Annotated in this window: 13 protein-coding genes; 8 read left to right on the top strand and 5 right to left on the bottom strand. The window is 61.6% G+C overall.

The features are described from left to right. Positions 1 to 7 precede the first annotated feature (7 nt). From CEY11_RS17065 to CEY11_RS17075, 3 genes are read left to right on the top strand one after another with little or no spacing between them, the layout of a single operon-like run. Positions 8 to 1,000 carry a Bug family tripartite tricarboxylate transporter substrate binding protein gene (locus CEY11_RS17065; protein WP_158215350.1) on the top strand — a complete coding sequence of 331 codons (993 nt, stop codon included), beginning with the start codon at positions 8 to 10 and terminating at the stop codon, positions 998 to 1,000. Positions 1,001 to 1,049: 49 nt separating this feature from the next. Next, complete coding sequence (locus tag CEY11_RS17070; protein ID WP_088604607.1) at positions 1,050 to 1,919, top strand: TauD/TfdA dioxygenase family protein; 870 nt, start codon at positions 1,050 to 1,052, stop codon at positions 1,917 to 1,919. 26 nt (positions 1,920 to 1,945) lie between these two features. Beyond that, positions 1,946 to 3,298, top strand: a complete 1,353-nt coding sequence (locus CEY11_RS17075; protein WP_158215351.1) for an MmgE/PrpD family protein — start codon at positions 1,946 to 1,948, stop codon at positions 3,296 to 3,298. 26 nt (positions 3,299 to 3,324) lie between these two features. Here CEY11_RS17075 and glpK read toward each other — a convergent pair whose 3' ends face one another. Next, a complete protein-coding gene (gene glpK, locus CEY11_RS17080) occupies positions 3,325 to 4,818 on the bottom strand; it encodes a glycerol kinase GlpK (protein ID WP_088604609.1) in 1,494 nt (497 codons plus the stop codon). A gap of 251 nt (positions 4,819 to 5,069) precedes the next feature. On the opposite strand from glpK, the gene CEY11_RS17085 reads away from it, so the two are divergent. From CEY11_RS17085 to CEY11_RS17105, 5 genes are all read left to right on the top strand, one after another. Then, a complete protein-coding gene (locus CEY11_RS17085) occupies positions 5,070 to 6,665 on the top strand; it encodes a glycerol-3-phosphate dehydrogenase/oxidase (RefSeq protein WP_088604610.1) in 1,596 nt (531 codons plus the stop codon). A 570-nt stretch (positions 6,666 to 7,235) separates the two neighbouring features. Next, positions 7,236 to 8,192 carry an NAD(P)-dependent oxidoreductase gene (locus CEY11_RS17090; protein ID WP_088604611.1) on the top strand — a complete coding sequence of 319 codons (957 nt, stop codon included), beginning with the start codon at positions 7,236 to 7,238 and terminating at the stop codon, positions 8,190 to 8,192. 10 nt (positions 8,193 to 8,202) lie between these two features. Beyond that, entirely contained in the window at positions 8,203 to 9,609 is a 1,407-nt protein-coding gene (locus CEY11_RS17095; RefSeq protein ID WP_158215352.1) for an MmgE/PrpD family protein, read from the top strand. A 101-nt stretch (positions 9,610 to 9,710) separates the two neighbouring features. Beyond that, positions 9,711 to 10,394 (top strand): cyclase family protein, encoded by a 684-nt coding sequence (locus tag CEY11_RS17100; RefSeq protein WP_158215353.1) that lies wholly within the window; start codon positions 9,711 to 9,713, stop codon positions 10,392 to 10,394. Then, positions 10,367 to 11,353, top strand: a complete 987-nt coding sequence (locus tag CEY11_RS17105) for a Bug family tripartite tricarboxylate transporter substrate binding protein (RefSeq protein WP_088604614.1) — start codon at positions 10,367 to 10,369, stop codon at positions 11,351 to 11,353. Before CEY11_RS17100 ends, CEY11_RS17105 begins: the two co-directional genes overlap by 28 nt. A gap of 8 nt (positions 11,354 to 11,361) precedes the next feature. Here CEY11_RS17105 and CEY11_RS17110 read toward each other — a convergent pair whose 3' ends face one another. The 4 genes from CEY11_RS17110 to CEY11_RS17125 form a co-directional block, all read right to left on the bottom strand. Beyond that, entirely contained in the window at positions 11,362 to 12,246 is an 885-nt protein-coding gene (locus CEY11_RS17110) for a LysR family transcriptional regulator (protein WP_088604615.1), read from the bottom strand. A gap of 396 nt (positions 12,247 to 12,642) precedes the next feature. Continuing rightward, the gene (locus tag CEY11_RS17115) at positions 12,643 to 12,975 is read right to left on the bottom strand and encodes a ribbon-helix-helix domain-containing protein (RefSeq protein ID WP_088604616.1); all 333 of its coding nucleotides are present in this window, start codon (positions 12,973 to 12,975) and stop codon (positions 12,643 to 12,645) included. Positions 12,976 to 13,105: 130 nt separating this feature from the next. Further along, positions 13,106 to 14,710, bottom strand: a complete 1,605-nt coding sequence (locus CEY11_RS17120; RefSeq protein ID WP_088604617.1) for a GMC family oxidoreductase — start codon at positions 14,708 to 14,710, stop codon at positions 13,106 to 13,108. An 18-nt stretch (positions 14,711 to 14,728) separates the two neighbouring features. Next, positions 14,729 to 15,343, bottom strand: coding sequence for a twin-arginine translocation signal domain-containing protein (locus CEY11_RS17125; protein ID WP_088604618.1), 615 nt, complete (start codon positions 15,341 to 15,343; stop codon positions 14,729 to 14,731). Positions 15,344 to 15,377 lie beyond the last annotated feature (34 nt).

Consider the following 15,377-nt stretch of genomic DNA (forward strand, 5'->3'; position numbering starts at 1 on the left):
GACAAGAATGTTCAGGTTTTTATATTCAATCAGCTTATTCTGTGCAATCGCCGCCATTTTTACCTTGCCCATTTCTTCCACGGCTCAACCCGCCTACCCAAGCCGGCCGATAACCTTGATCGTGCCGTACCCGCCAGGCGGCGGAATCGATCCCGCGGCTCGCATATATGCCGACGCGTTGGAAAAAGCATTGGGGCAGACGATAGTCATTCAGAACCAGGGCGGCGCCAGTGGGCAGATCGGGACAAATCATGCAGCGCATTCAAGCCCGAACGGCTACACCCTGCTATTCGGCAGTGTCGCTCCAAATGTCATTCTGCCAGCGGCCTATGGCAATCAATTGCCTTATAACGAGCAAAAGGATTTCGCACCGATTGGGCTTATTGCCCAGGCCGATTATGTCTTGCTGGTCTCGGCGAAATTGCATGTGAACTCTCTCAAGGGTTTCCTCGATTACGCCAAGGCGCAGACAAAGCCCATCGCCTATGCTTCTTCGGGCCAATTGAGCGGCCCGCATCTGGCCGGTGCGTTGCTGTCCAATATGTCCGGCATCAAGATGCTCCATGTTCCTTACCGTGGAAACGGCCCGGCACTCACCGCGCTCATGAGCGGCGAGGTTGCATTCGCATTCGACAGCGCCGGCGGAGTTGTGTCCCGGGGGAAATCTGACAAATACCATGCTTTGGCGGTGACGGGAGACCAACCGTTCCCCTCCGATCCGAGCCTGCCGAACCTGGGCAAGCTCTACCCGGGCCACAACGTTTCGCAGTGGTATGGCCTGATGGCACCGGCAGGAATTCCGCAGAATGTTTTAGACCGGCTGAAAGCTGCGCATGAAAAAGCCGTCCATTCAGCAGCGCTGCAACGCCGGATGCAAGAAATCGGATTGAACGTAATCACCGACTCGACTCCCCAGAAATTCCAGGCATACGTCGACAACGAGATAACGCGCTGGCGTCATATCCTCGCCACTCAAAAAATCGGGATCCCCAAACTCTGAAGCTTGCCGGCTTGCACCTTCTATTCAACTAGTCTATAGAGGCCATCTTATGAATCAGCAGTTGAAAATCACCCCGACCGAGGCGCCTATCGGTGCCTACGTAGAAGGTGTCGATTTATCCCGGGAGCTGGATCCCGAGACGTTTCAGCAAATCGAAGCAGCGTATGACCGCCATACTGTTCTAGTGTTTCGCGGCCAGAATCTGACCCCCGAACAGCATATTGCCTTTGGGCGCCGTTTCGGCCCGCTGGAAATCCACGTCGTCAAGAAAGCGTTGTTGGCTGATCACCCGGAAATTCTGCTGGTTTCAAATATAAAAAACGACAATGGCGAGGACATCGGTCTGTCTGATGCGGGGCAGACCTGGCATACGGATACGTCCTATCGCAAGCGTCCCAGCCGGGGCTCTGTCTTGTACGCGCTGGAAATTCCTCACGACAACGACGGGAACGCACTGGGCAATACTCTGTTTGCAGGCACGGCCAAGGCATATGAAGACCTGTCTGATTCAACCAAGCAAAAACTGCACGGGCTGAAGGCGATTCATTCTTATGCATATCGCAAGCGCCCGGAAGGCAGCCAGCGCAACAAAATCACGGCGACGGTACTGCATGAAACGCCGGACATTGCGCACCCGATCGTCCGGACACATCCTCGCACAGGGCGCAAGGCTTTATATGTTTTTGAGGGTGAATGCACGGGAATCGAGGGAATGGACAAAGAAGAGGCGTTACCCTTGATTCACGACCTCACCGAGCACTGTATCCAGCCCAAATATATCTATGAACATAAATGGCAGCTCGGGGATGTCGTCATGTGGGACAACGCGGCATCTTTGCATCTGGCCATTTGCGACTACAAGCTACCCCAACGCCGGCTGTTGCACCGCGTCACGGTCGAAGGCGAGGCCCCGTTCTGACAACTGGCGATACCACAGGGAAAAATATGGAAAACATCACAGGCGTGCTGGCGGCCTACATGGCAAATGCGCGTTTCGAGCACCTTCCGGAGCACGTTGTTCAACATACGAAATTCAGGGTGCTCGACACACTCGCAGCCATGATCTCGGGTTCTCGCCTGAAAGCGGGCGTTGAGGCCATCCGATATGCCAGGGCCCAGGGCGGTACGCAAGAATCGTCGATCGTCGCTACAGACCTCATGACATCTGCGTCCAATGCCGCACTCGTTAACGGCATGTTTGCGCACGCCGACGAAACTGATGATTTCGAACCGACGACCAAGGCGCATCCGGGAAGCCACGTGGTACCGGCCGCTTTGGCGATGGCGCAGCGCAAAAACAGCTCCGGGTCGGACATGATCGTGGCGGTGGCACTTGGCTACGATCTTTGCTGCCGCTTTCTGCTGGCGCTGGGGCCTGACCTTGTACGGGGCAGCCACCGCAGTGCGGAGGGTACCAGTTCGACCATGGGGGCAGTAGGGGCCGCGGCATATCTAGCGAAGCTGGACGAGGCGGGAATGCGTTACGCGCTGTCCTACGCTTCACAGCAGGTGTCGGGAATCTGGAGTTGGGTTCGGGATGCCGACCACGTCGAGAAGGCATTCGATTTCGCCGGCATGGGCGCAAGAAATGGAGTCACTGCAGCCATTATGGCCGAATTGGGCTTTACAGGCGTGTGGGATGTCCTGGATGGTGAACACAACGCCCTGATAGCCTTATCCAGCAACCCTGTTCCATCGGAAATGATCAAACAGCTGGGGGAACGCTACTTGGTGACGGAAACTTCGATCAAGCCCTTCTCGGTCGGTTATCCCATTCAGGCACCCTTATCCGCCTTTCTGGATCTGCTGAGAACACATCGCCTCACCCCGGATATGGTAGAGAGCATTAAAGTGCGCCTGCCGGCGGACGGGGCTCGCATCGTCAACAATCGAGCCATGCCGGATGTGAACTGTCAGTATGTGATTGCGGTAGCGCTGATCGACGGCGCGGTCACCTTTGAAAGCAGCCATTCTCATGATCGCATGAAAGATCCGCTCGTCAAACAAATCATGGGCAAGATCGAGTTGCTTGCCGATCCTGCGTTGATGATCCCGGAGGCGCCGCGTAGCGGCCATGTCGAAATCTTCCTGAAGGATGGGCGTAGCGTGAATCAATTTGTGCGTCACGCGCCTGGAACCAAAGAAAACCCCATGGACGCGGCCCAGGTAAACGAGAAGGCAGCCTCGCTGATAGGCCCCATACTTGGGCCGTCGAGGACGGAAACGCTGATCACATTGATCGGCTCGCTTGAAAAGATGAAGAGTGTCCAGGAATTGCGAGAACTGTTACAAGGGTGACCTCGCGTGGCGCTGTTGGCCGAGGCTCAAGTAGCGCAAGCTTTCCTAACCGCGAGTTCCCATCCTTGCATCAGCTCGGCCGCGCGTGCGCGATCCATCTGCGGGGTGAAGCGACGCTCCATGCGCCACAACTGTGCCAAGTCATCCAGGTTGCGATAGACGCCGCAGGCCAGGCCCGCCAGGTACGCGGCGCCCAGGGCCGTGGTCTCGATCACGGCGGGGCGCAGCACCGGTATGCCCAGCAAATCGGCCTGGAACTGCATCAACAGGTCGTTGGCGCAAGCGCCGCCGTCCACGCGCAGCTCGGCCAGCGGCGCGGCGCCGGCGGCCACCGCGTCGCGGCTCATGGCCTGCAGCAGCGCGGCGCTTTGGTAGGCGATGCTGTCGAGCGCGGCGCGGGCGATGTGCGCCATGGTGCTGCCGCGCGTCAGGCCGGTGATGGTGCCGCGCGCCTCGGGCTGCCAGTAGGGCGCCCCCAGGCCGGTGAACGCCGGTACCACGGTCACGCCGCCCGTGTCCGGCACGCTGCCGGCCAGCGCCTCGATGTCGCGGCTGCGTTGGAAAGCGTGCAGGCCGTCGCGCAGCCACTGCACCACCGCGCCGCCGACGAAGACGCTGCCTTCGATGGCGTATTCGGGCTGTGCGCTGGCCTGGGCTGCGCTGGTGGTGATCAGGCCGTTGTCCGAGATGTGGAATTTGCCGCCGTTGTGCATCAGCATGAAGCAGCCGGTGCCGTAGGTATTCTTGGCCATGCCCTCGTTGAAGCAGGCCTGGCCGAACAAGGCGCTTTGCTGGTCGCCCGCCACGCCGCAGATGGGAATGGCGTGGCCCAGCAGCTCGGGGTGCGTGGTGCCGTATTCGGCCGCCGAGGGCAGAACCCGCGGCATCAGCGCGGGCTCGATGTTCATGGCGCGCATCAGCTCGGCGTCCCATTCGTTGCGGTGCACGTCGAACAGCATGGTGCGCGAGGCATTGCTGACGTCGGTGGCGTGCACCTGGCCGCGCGTCAGTTGCCAGATCAGCCAGCTGTCGATGGTGCCGAAGGCCAGCTCGCCCTTGCGCGCCAGGGCCCGGGCCGAGGGTACGTTGTCGAGTATCCAGCCCAGCTTGGTGGCCGAGAAATAGGCGTCGATGCGCAGGCCTGTGCTGGCCTGTATCTTGGGCTCGAGGCCTTGTTCGCGCAATTTGCGGCAGGCGGGCTCGGTGCGGTGATCCTGCCAGACGATGGCGTTGTAGACTGGCTGCCCGGTCTTGCGGTTCCAGACCACGGTGGTTTCGCGCTGGTTGGTGATGCCGATGGCGCGGATGTCGCTGGCCTTGAGGCGGGCCTGGGCCAGCGCCTGCCTGGCGGTGTCGAGCTGGGTCTGCCAGATTTCCAGCGGATTGTGTTCGACCCAGCCGGGCTCGGGATAGATCTGCGTGAATTCCTGCTGCGCCATTGCCACGATGCGGGCCTCGGCGTCGAAGACGATGCTGCGCGAGCTTGATGTTCCCTGATCGAGCGCAAGTAGGTATGTCATGGCGGTACGGGGTTCCTTGTGGGGCAGGGTGATCCGGCAGTGGCGGTTGGGCCGTGCAGGGTGTTTAGCATACTTGAAGCCCTTGCCTTACACTAGGATCCCTGGCGCAGGCCAAGTGGCCGGGCTCCGGCGGCTTGTGAAAATCCGCCCGGCCCGCCGCCGAGGCTTGCCGTCCGAAGGCAGTATCCGCATTCCTGGGTGGCCGACCTCGTCTCGGCCGGTTCGTTGAACGAATTTTCTGCGCCTGAGCCATGCCTACATCCGCCCAGCCCCTGCTTACCGACCGGCCCCGCCTGCTCGAGGCGCTGGCCCAGCCGCGCGTATACGACCTGGCCGTCATCGGCGGCGGCGCGACGGGCCTGGGCGTGGCTCTTGACGCCGCGCTGCGCGGGCTGTCGGTGGTGTTGCTGGAAGCGCACGACTTCGCCAAGGGCACCTCGTCGCGGGCCACCAAGCTGGTGCACGGTGGGGTTCGCTACCTGGCCCAGGGCAATGTGTCGCTGGTGCGCGAGGCCCTGCACGAACGCACTACCTTGCTGCACAACGCGCCGCACCTGGCGCAGCCCTTGCCTTTCGTGATGCCCAGCTACAAGGTCTGGGAAACGCCGTTCTATGGCATAGGCCTGAAGATCTACGACATGCTGGCGGGCAAGGCGGGGCTGGGTGCCACCGAATTCCTGGGGGCCGCGGGCACCAGCCGCTGCCTGCCCGGCGTGCGCACGCGCGGCCTGTGCGGCGGCGTCAAATACTGGGACGGGCAGTTCGACGATGCGCGCCTGGCCCTGGCGCTGGCGCGCACGGCGGCCGCGCAGGGCGCGCTGGTCGTCAATTATTGCGCCGTCACCGGCCTGCTGCACGACAACGGCCGCATTGTGGGGCTGCGCTGCCAAGACGCCGAGTTCGGCTCGGAATACTCGGTGCGGGCGCGCGCGCTGGTCAACGCGGCCGGGGTCTGGGTCGACGAGATCCGCCGCCAGGACGGCGCGGCCCTGGGGCGCACCGTCAAGCCCATGGTCGCGCCCAGCCAGGGCGTGCATCTGGTCGTGGATCGCAGCTTCCTGCCGGGCGAGCATGCACTGCTGGTGCCCAAGACCCGCGACGGCCGCGTGCTGTTTGCGGTGCCCTGGCTGGGCAAGCTGGTGTTGGGCACCACCGACACGCCGCGTCACGACCTGGCGCTGGAACCCGACGCCTATGCCCGCGAAGTGGATTTCATCCTCAGCGAGGCCGGCCATTATCTGCAGCGTGCGCCCACGCGCGCCGACGTCAAGAGCATCTGGGTGGGGCTGCGTCCGCTGGTGCGGCCGCCCGACGACGAAGACGGCGAAAGCACCAAGAAAATCAGCCGCGAGCATACCGTGCTGGCCAGCCCCAGCGGCCTGATCACGGTGACGGGCGGCAAATGGACCACCTATCGGGCCATGGCCGAAGACGTATTGGACAAATGCGTGCAAACTGGGTTGTTCGAGTCTTTGCCGCCTAGCCGCACGGCCGACTTCAAGCTGGTCGGCGCCGCGGGGGCCGGGCGCCGCAGCCGCATCAGCCAGCCGCCGGGCCTGGATGCCTATGGCTCTGAAGCGGCCTACGTACAGGCGCTGGAAGGCGGCGATGTCGAGATCGTGCCCGGCCTGAGCGTTGCCATGGTGCGCTTTGCCGTGCGCTACGAATACGCCCGCTGCGTCGAAGATATGCTGGCGCGGCGCTTCCGCCTACTGTTCCTGGATGCCCGACTGGCGGCCCAGGCGGCGCCTCGGGTGGCCGAGGTCGTACAACAGGAAACCGGGCTCGATCCGCGGCTCGGCCAATTCCTGGATCTGACGCGCCATTACCTGAATCTGCCTTCCTGAAACGCCTTTCCGGGCTTGCTTTCCTGGGCTGCCTTGCTGGTTCGCTTTTTTGAATCAGCCTGCTTGAGCCGGCCTTCCGGAGCCGGCTGCGGCCATAGCGGCACGGGAGGCTTGCGTTGGCTGTGCGTGTTTGATCGCGATCCGGCTTGAACCCCTCAGGTGTCTCATGCATACCATGTTGCGCCGCACGTTGCCGCGGCCGGCAGCCCGGTGTTTCAGTTCTTGCATCGGTGCCGGGCAGTGGCTGCCGCCTCGGCAGTGCAGGGCTTTGTTATTGGCTGAAACCCGGCTCCTGCCGCTGCGGTTTATGCCTCGGCTAGCCCTTGCTCCGAATCTCTATCAGCCACTGTCTATTTGACAGGGGTGCTTACGGTGTCGATGGGGTACGCAGTACTCGCGGCGATATAGCGGTCGAAGGCGGCCGCCGCACCCGGTCTCGCGTTGTGGCTGATCCGCCGGCCGGCCGCGTATTCGAGTTTTGCGAAGGGGGGGTGGAAAACATAACAATTCCGTAAACCGCAGGTGCTTCTTATACTGGTTCGCGTCGACACGAGTCGAGGCGGAACGCATATGCGCAACGAGCATGGAGTCCGGTCGGAAGGCCGCACAATCGGCTTCATCGGAATTGGCAATATCGGCATGCCGATGGCATGCCGGCTATTGGATGCCGGCCACCGGCTTCACGTCTTTGATATCAACAAGGCCAGCGTCGATGCGATAGTCGGCCGAGGGGCGATCGCCGAAGGTTCGCCCGTGGACGTCGCCACGCGTGCCGACACGGTATTGGTGTCTTTGCCGACGCCAGGCGTGCTGCGCCAGGTCGTCGGCGGGCCGGATGGCGTGATCAATGGCCGCGCGCTCCGGGTTCTCGTCGATCTTTCCACTACGGGGCCTCGAGCCGCCGCCGAGGCGGCGGCTCTGCTGGCGGAACGCGGCGTGGCCTGGGCCGATGCGCCGGTCAGTGGCGGGGTAGCCGGCGCAAGAGCCGGAAAGCTGGCGGTGATGGTTTCATGCGCCGCCGAAACGTTCTCGAACCTGGAGCCATTGCTTAGTCCGATCGGGCAGGTGTTCCACGTCGGGAACGAGCCTGGCATGGGGCAAGTGATGAAGCTTGCGAACAATCTGCTTTCCGCAGCCGCGCTTGCGGCGACTTCGGAAGCCATTGTCATGGGCGTGAAGGCCGGCCTGAGCCCGAGAATGATGATCGACGTGCTGAACGCGGGCAGCGGCAGGAACAGTGCGACTGCGGTCAAATTCCCGAACGCCATACTGCCGAGATCATTCAACCTGGGCTTTTCATCGTCGCTGATGCTCAAGGACGTGGCCTTGGCTGTCGAAGAGGCAGAGGCCTTGGGGGTTCCGATCCAGGTTGGCAGGACAGTGCGGCAGGTCTGGCAGCAGGTTGTCGACGAGATCGGAGGCAGCCAGGACTCGACAACTTTCATACAGCTGCTTGAACAGCACGCCGGGGTCACCGTAGCGGATGCCTCCGTGGCCGATGCGCATGCTGTCGCCAAAACAAGTTAGGGAACATGGCATGGCAAACGAACAAGGGCCTGCCGCGCAGGCGCAAAGCTGCAGCGCCAAGGCGGCGGACTGGTACCTGGGCCTGAAGTACACCGACCTGCCCGACGATATCGTTGCGCGCACCAAGCTGCATCTGCTGGATGTCATAGGGCTTGCGTTGATGGGCGCCACGCGCGAATCGGGCCAGGTCGTCCGCCGGGCCGTGCATGCCCTTGGCAAGGGTGAAGAATGCCGCATCCTTGGCTATGGCGACCGGACGACCGCCTTGCTTGCCGCTATCGCCAACGGAACGATGGCGCATTCCACGGAGTTCGACGACACGCACAACGAAGCCATTGCGCACATCGCGAATTCGGTCATAACGACCACGCTGGCGCTGAGTGAATCGAATGCGTTGAACGGGCGGGACGCGATTGCGGCGATTGCCGGGGCGAACGAAATCGCCTGTCGTGTTGGTGTGATTGCGCCTGGCAAGATGCATGCCGCCGGCTACCACGCCACGGGCGTGATCGGGACTATCAGTGCCAGCTATCTGGCCAGCCGTTTACTCGGCCTCAGCCTGCAGCAGGCGCAGTGGTGCATCGGTATCGCGGGTAGCCAAGCCGCGGGCATCATGGAGTGCTGGTCCGACGGAACCTGGTCGAAGTTTCTTCATCCCGGCTTGGCCGCTCACAACGCATTGATAGCGGCGAACTTGGCTATGGCCGGGTTTACCGGGCCGGCCACGGTGCTGGAGGGCCGCTTCGGACTGCTGCGGTCGCATGTCCAGGATCCGAACCAGGTGTTCGATTTCGAGCGCATGGTCGGTTGCCTCGGCAGTAGATGGGAGAGCCGAGACATTTCGTTCAAACCTTATCCCACGGCCCACTTCATCCATCCCTTTCTTGATGCGATTTTCGCCCTCATGCATAAGCATGGTATCGGGGCCTCGGACGTAAAATCGGTCATGTGCCCGATCGCCGCGCACATGATCCCGATCGTTTGCGAGCCCGTAGAAGAAAAGGTGCGCCCGGCCAGCGATTGGCATGGGCGCGTCAGCCTTCAGTATTCGATTGCCGAGGCATTGTATTTCGGCCGGCTGGACGGGCAGGGCTATGCCGAAGAAAGCCTGGGAAATCCCCGGATTCTGGAACTGGCCAAGAAGATCGACTACCGGCTCGATCCGGATGCCCCTGGGCGTGCGCACTTCAAGGGCTGGGTCATTGTGGAAACCGTTGACGGCCGGCGCCTGGAGCATGTCGAGCCACGCAACCGCGGCAGCGCGTCGAACCCGATGAGCGCAGACGACATCAAGGAAAAATTCCGCAGCAACGCGAGATTGATGCTTGACAATCCGCGCGTCGAGCAGATTGTCGACCGAATCGACAATCTGGAACAGCTTTCGGATATGCGCGATCTCATCGCGCTCTGCTGCTGATGTGCGATTCAAATGTTCGGCGGGGCGCAGGTTGGAAAGGCTGGCTCGATCTGCCCGAGCCTGCACCTGATCGAGCCGTGGACGAAGGAGCCTGGATCGACTTGACCCATCCGCTGGGCAACAACCTGCCGACGGTCTCGTTCTTTCCAAAGCCGAGATTTCGGCAAATCATGATGCAGCCGTCTGATCCGATGAATGTCACCGAGATGCAGATGGTGGTTCATCTCGGGACGCATGTCGATGCTCCCAGGCATTTTTACAGCGACGGCCCGGCATTTCACGAGATTCCTCTGGAAAGGCTGCATGGTTCGGGCGTGGTCTGGCGTATAGACAAGCTGGACTATGGCCTGATCGACGTGGCTGATTTGGAACGTGCCAGCCCGGACGTTCGCGCTGGCGACATTGTTGCTCTTTGCACCGGGTGGTCGGCATATTTTTCCGAGGCCCGCTATCACCGCCATCCTTGCCTCAGCACGGCGGCGGCCGAATGGCTGGTGGACAAGCGCGTGAAATTGCTGGCGGTCGATTTCACCTCGCCAGACCTGGCCGTCAATCGGCGTCAGCCTGGTTTCGATTGGCCTGTGCACCACGTGCTGCTGCGGCACGGGGTGCTGGTTTGTGAGCACGCGGCCAACCTGCATTCGTTAGCGGGCTGTCGCGCCGAATTCATCTTTGCAGCGCTGAATATCGAGAATTCGGATGGCTCGCCGGCGCGTGTCATGGCCCGCAGGCTGACTCAATACGACAAGGAAAAATCATGCAGAAATCCAGACGATCCCTGCTGAAGGCCTTTTCCGCCTGGCCGGCTGTCGTGCTATGCCCGATAGCCCAGGCCGCAGAGAACTATCCTGCCAAGCCCATCCGGTTCATTGTTCCCTTTTCCGCGGGCGGAGGGGCGGACATCGTTGCGAGAGCCATAGCCAAAGCGCTCGGAGAGGAAAGTAGTGATCAGATTGTGATCGACAACAGAACCGGCGCCGCCGGTATTATCGGCATGCAGTTGGCGGCGCAATCCGCGCCGGACGGCTATACGATCGTGCTGGGCCAGACCGGCCCGATGTCGATCAATCCGTGGCTGTACAAGAATTTGTCCTATGACCCCGACAAGGATTTTGCTCCGATTACACTGACAACCGTCTATCCCTATGTCCTGGTGGTGAATCCATCGATCGCCGCTACGAGTCTGAAGGAGTTGATTGCCCTTGCGCGATCGCGGCCGAACCAATTGAGCTTTGCTTCGGCTGGCACGGGCAGCGCCAATCATCTGGCTGGCGAGCTGTTCGAAATGATGGCGCATGTCTCTCTTTTGCATGTGCCGTATAACGCCGGGGCGCCGGCCATCACGGCCACCATTGGAGGTCAGGTATCGATGGTGTTCGGCGACATGGTGAGCGTGATGCCGTTCGTAAAGTCGGGCATGTTGAGGGCAATTGCGGTCACGAGTGCGAAGCGGGCCGGCATCGCCCCGGATGTGCCTACCCTTGCCGAAGCGGGCCTGCCCGGATACGAGGCAATTGGCTGGCATGGAGTCCTGGCCCCCGCCGGAACCCCGGATCCGATCATCAATAAATTGAACAAACAGATCGTGCAGGCGCTGCGCACGCCGGAAATGCGCAGGCGCCTGGCCAAGCAGGGGGCGGAACCTGCCGGAGACACTCCCGCCGAATTCGGGCGCTTCCTGAGGGCGGATCGCGAAAAATGGGGAAAAGTCATCAAGAGTGCGCATATCCGCTTAGGCGGTTGAGACGGGTTTTAGCGCGTAGATCGTAGATGTTCGACCATCCTCTGTGCCGCGACGCTGAGCTTGGTGTTCGGGGTACAGATATAAGAGTACCGGGAGGCCCATTTATCCGAGAGGGCGATGGTTCGAAGTTTCAGGCCATTGCAGTAGGTCTTCGCCGCCTGGTTGGGAAGCACGCCGATGCCCATGTTCGCCTTGATCATGCGGCAAACCACGTCGAAGCTCCAGACCTGCACTGTCAGGCGTAAAGTCTTGCCGGCCGCGCGTGACGCATCCTGGAGTAGCGCCATAAGAGGCGTGTTCCCTTCAAGACCCACGAAATCATAATCCAGCAGTCTGTGAAACGCAATCGAGCGGTTGTTGAGCGGATGTTCCCGCGGAACCACGGCCACCAGATTCTCCGCCCGGTAGTGTTCGAATCTCAGCTCGGCCAGCAAAGGGTCGCTGGCATGCACGATGGCGATGTCGCTGCGGCCATCGCGAACCGCCGCAATACCTTCCGCCGTCCGGCGCTCCAGCAGTTCGATCTTCAGGCGCGGATTGCTCTCTGTGAATGCCGCGAGGTCTTGGGGAAGAGGGCCGCTGAGCGCAGATGCTGTGGCGCACATGCGGACGACACCCCTCGATCCGTCGGCATAGTCGCCAATTTCCACATGCAGCTTTTCGGCCTGCAAAAGTAGCTGCTTCGCATGAAAAGCAAGCGCCGTGCCGGCGGCGGTTGGAAGCACTCCGGTTGAAGTCCTGCGTAGCAGTTGCACGTTCATGCGCTGCTCGAGAATGGCTATCCGTCGGCTCGCGGCCGAAAGCGTCAGGTGCAATTCTTTGGCTGCCTTTGAGAGACTTCCCAGCTCGTAGGCACGCCGAAACAGCTCTAAGGATGTGAGATCGGGAAGCATATAGGCTGGCGTATTGCGCCGATGTGATGGCCTTGTATGCCTGCAACGCAGACGTAAGGAATAGCGGTTTTGAGACTACGCCGTGCTGCTTGGACGTGGCTGTGGGGTTCAATTCGGCAGCAGTGTGTCAAAGATACCAGTATGGCGGATGCTCATGCAAATTCAGCGGTGCCGTGAAAATTTGAGCTCGTTGATGAGTTCCAGCGTCTGTATCTGGTGGTGCACGACCCGGTCTGGGGCACTCAGGTCGTAGGGCCGAACCCGCCGTTGCTTTCCGCCTGGTTGCAAAGAAGAAAGCAGCCTGTTCCTGGTACAGACGGTGCTGTTGCCGGTAAGGGGGGCTCAGTCCAGGCTTGTGGTCGGCCGCAGCCCCGGCTGTCTCGGGGCGCGTAGATGTCAGACGCCGTGCACGACTTTCGGATGGAAGCCCCGGTGCATGTCGTGGCCCGCGCTGTCCTCGAGCTCGATATCGCGAGACAGGTAGCGCAGGCAGCAGACCCTCAGGAACGAGGTGAAGTTGGCCGGAGGCTCGCCGCGCAGATCCAGCAGTTCGTCATAGAGTTTGACTATGAACTGGCTGGTCGTCATTTTTTCCCGCTGAGCGATCTCGTGCAGGACGTCCCAGAACAGGTTTTCCATGCGTACCGTTGTTACGACTCCGCGTAGGCGCAATGACCGCGTGCGCGACTCGTAGAGCATCGGATCTGTATTGATTAATACCTGACACATGATGGCGCTCCTTTGGTTCCCTATGCACCGGAAGGTGGATGCGGACGACCGCGGCACTTGCATTGTCGCTCGAAATTGCCGCCGGCGCGCGCCGCCCGCATCCTTGCCCCAGCCTGCGGGCGGTTTGAGTTCAGATGGCCCGTTGCTGCATCTGCCCGGCGATGTATTCCGCCTGGCGGATCGCCAGCGTCACGATCGTGAGCGTGGGGTTTTCCGCGGCCCCTGTGGTGAACTGGCTGCCGTCCGATACGAACAGGTTCGGAATATCGTGCGCCTGGCCGTGCTTGTTGACCACGCCGTCTTCCGGGCGTGCGCTCATGCGCGAGGTGCCGAGGTTGTGCGTGGACGGGTAGGGCGGTACGCGATAAACCTGCTTGGCGCCCGCCGCCTTGTAGAGCGCCTCGCTTTGCTTGAAGCCGTGCTCGCGCATCGCCTCGTCGTTCGGGTGGTCGTCGAAATACACGTCGGCGACCGGCAGGCCGTGCTGGTCTTTCACTGTCTGATTGAGTGTAATGCGGTTGTTCGCGCGCGGCATGTCTTCGCCCACGATCCACAGCCCGGCCGTATTCGTGTACTGATCGAGGGCCGCCGTGAACTGCGCGCCCCATGCGCCCGGATTCAGGAAGGCCGCGTAAAACGGCAAGCCCAAAGAGATGGTCTCCAGGTGATAGCCCCCGACAAAACCGCGGGACGGGTCGTGGCGCGCCTCGTCCTCGACGATTCCGGCCATTGTCGTGCCCTTGAACATATCGACCTTGTGCTCGAATGTCGCGTAGACCGAACCGGTCGTGTGGCGCATGTAGTTGCGGCCCACCTGGTCGGAAGAATTCGCCAGCCCTTTGGGAAACTTGGCCGAATGAGAGTTCAGCAGCAGCCGCGGGGTTTCGAGGGAATTACCCGCCACGGCGACGATGCGCGCCTTCTGGCGCTGCAATTTCCCGTCGGCGTCGTAATAGAGGACGGCGTGCACCCGGCCTTGGGCGTCGTGCTCGATGCGGGCCACATGGGCTTCGGTGCGCAGTTCCGCATGGCCGGTGGCGACGGCGCTCGGCAGCTCGGTGTAGAGTGTCGACCACTTGGCCCCGAAGCGGCATCCCTGGAAACAGAAGCCGCGCTGGAAACAATGTGTGCGCCCGTCGTGCGCCACGCTGTTGATTGCCATGCGCCCGGTATTGCATTTCTTGTAGCCCAGCTTGGTGGCGCCCGCGTACATCACTTTGAAATTATTGTTGCCGGGCAGCCCCGGCCAGCCGTTGGTGCGCGTGACTCCCATTTTCTTTTCGGCACGGTCGTAATAGGGGTCGAGTTCCTCGCGCGTCAGCGGCCAGTCCAGCAGCGTCGCGCCGGCGAGCTGGCCGTAGGTGCTGCGCGCCTTGAGTTCATGCGGCTGTATGCGTAGGCTGGCCCCGGCCCAGTGCACGGAGGTACCCCCGACGGTCTTACAGATCCATGCCGGCAGATTGGGGAAATCCTTGGCCACACGCCACGAGCCGGAGGCCGTGCGCTTGTCCAGCCAGGCCAGTTGCTGAAACGAGCCCCATTCATCGGTAAGAAAATCCTTGCGCGTATGCAAGCTGCCTGCTTCCAGAACGACGACGTCGACGCCTTTCTGTGCCAGTTCGTTGGCCAGGGTGCCGCCGCCGGCGCCCGAACCAATGATCACCACGACGTGGTCATCGTCGAGTGCGAATTTGACGCCATGCTGGGCTTCCAATTGGGTTTGTGCTTGTGTCATGGATAGTCTCCTTCGGAATCAGTTGTCGGTCGGTATCGGGCCGCTGGCGGCCGCCGGGGGCTCGGGCAGCCAGGTCAGATCGTCGAAACCCTTGTGGAGGTATCCGCCGTCGCCCTCGCTCGCGCCATAGCCGAAATGGGCATAGGCCAGGGGATTGCTGTACAAGGCCACGACCGCAGTGGAGCGTACCTGTTCGAAGAATGGGGATCCGGCCAGAGCCGCCACGTCGCTGTCTTGCTGCGCGGTCGGCAGCTTGGCCCAATCGCCGTGCGCCTGCGCGTCGAGTTTCTTGACGCCGTCGGCGAGCAGGGTTCGCAGGTTTTTGTCCGCGGCCGCCTTCTTGTCGAGATCTTTGACCACCAGGGCATAGACCGCGTCGTCCAGAGACGGGTGCGGATAGATGCGCCGGGTCAGCGCCAGCAAGACCGTGCCCTGGCGCGTGGTCAATCCCGTCATTTCCAGCGCCCATGCGCGGCTCGGAGCCAATAGGGCTAGCGGCGACGAGACGGCCAGGGTGCCGAGCAGCACGCCCGTACCCTTCAGCAGCTCGCGCCGCGTCAATTTGATGGACGGCGCGTGCGCCGCGCGCGTGGCCGATTCGACGGCCAATGGAATTGTCGTTGCTTGCTTCATGTCGCCTCCTGGATAAGCCTGTTTTACAAAACCC

The sequence above is a fragment of the Candidimonas nitroreducens genome, from assembly GCF_002209565.1.
GTDB lineage: Bacteria > Pseudomonadota > Gammaproteobacteria > Burkholderiales > Burkholderiaceae_B > Candidimonas > Candidimonas nitroreducens.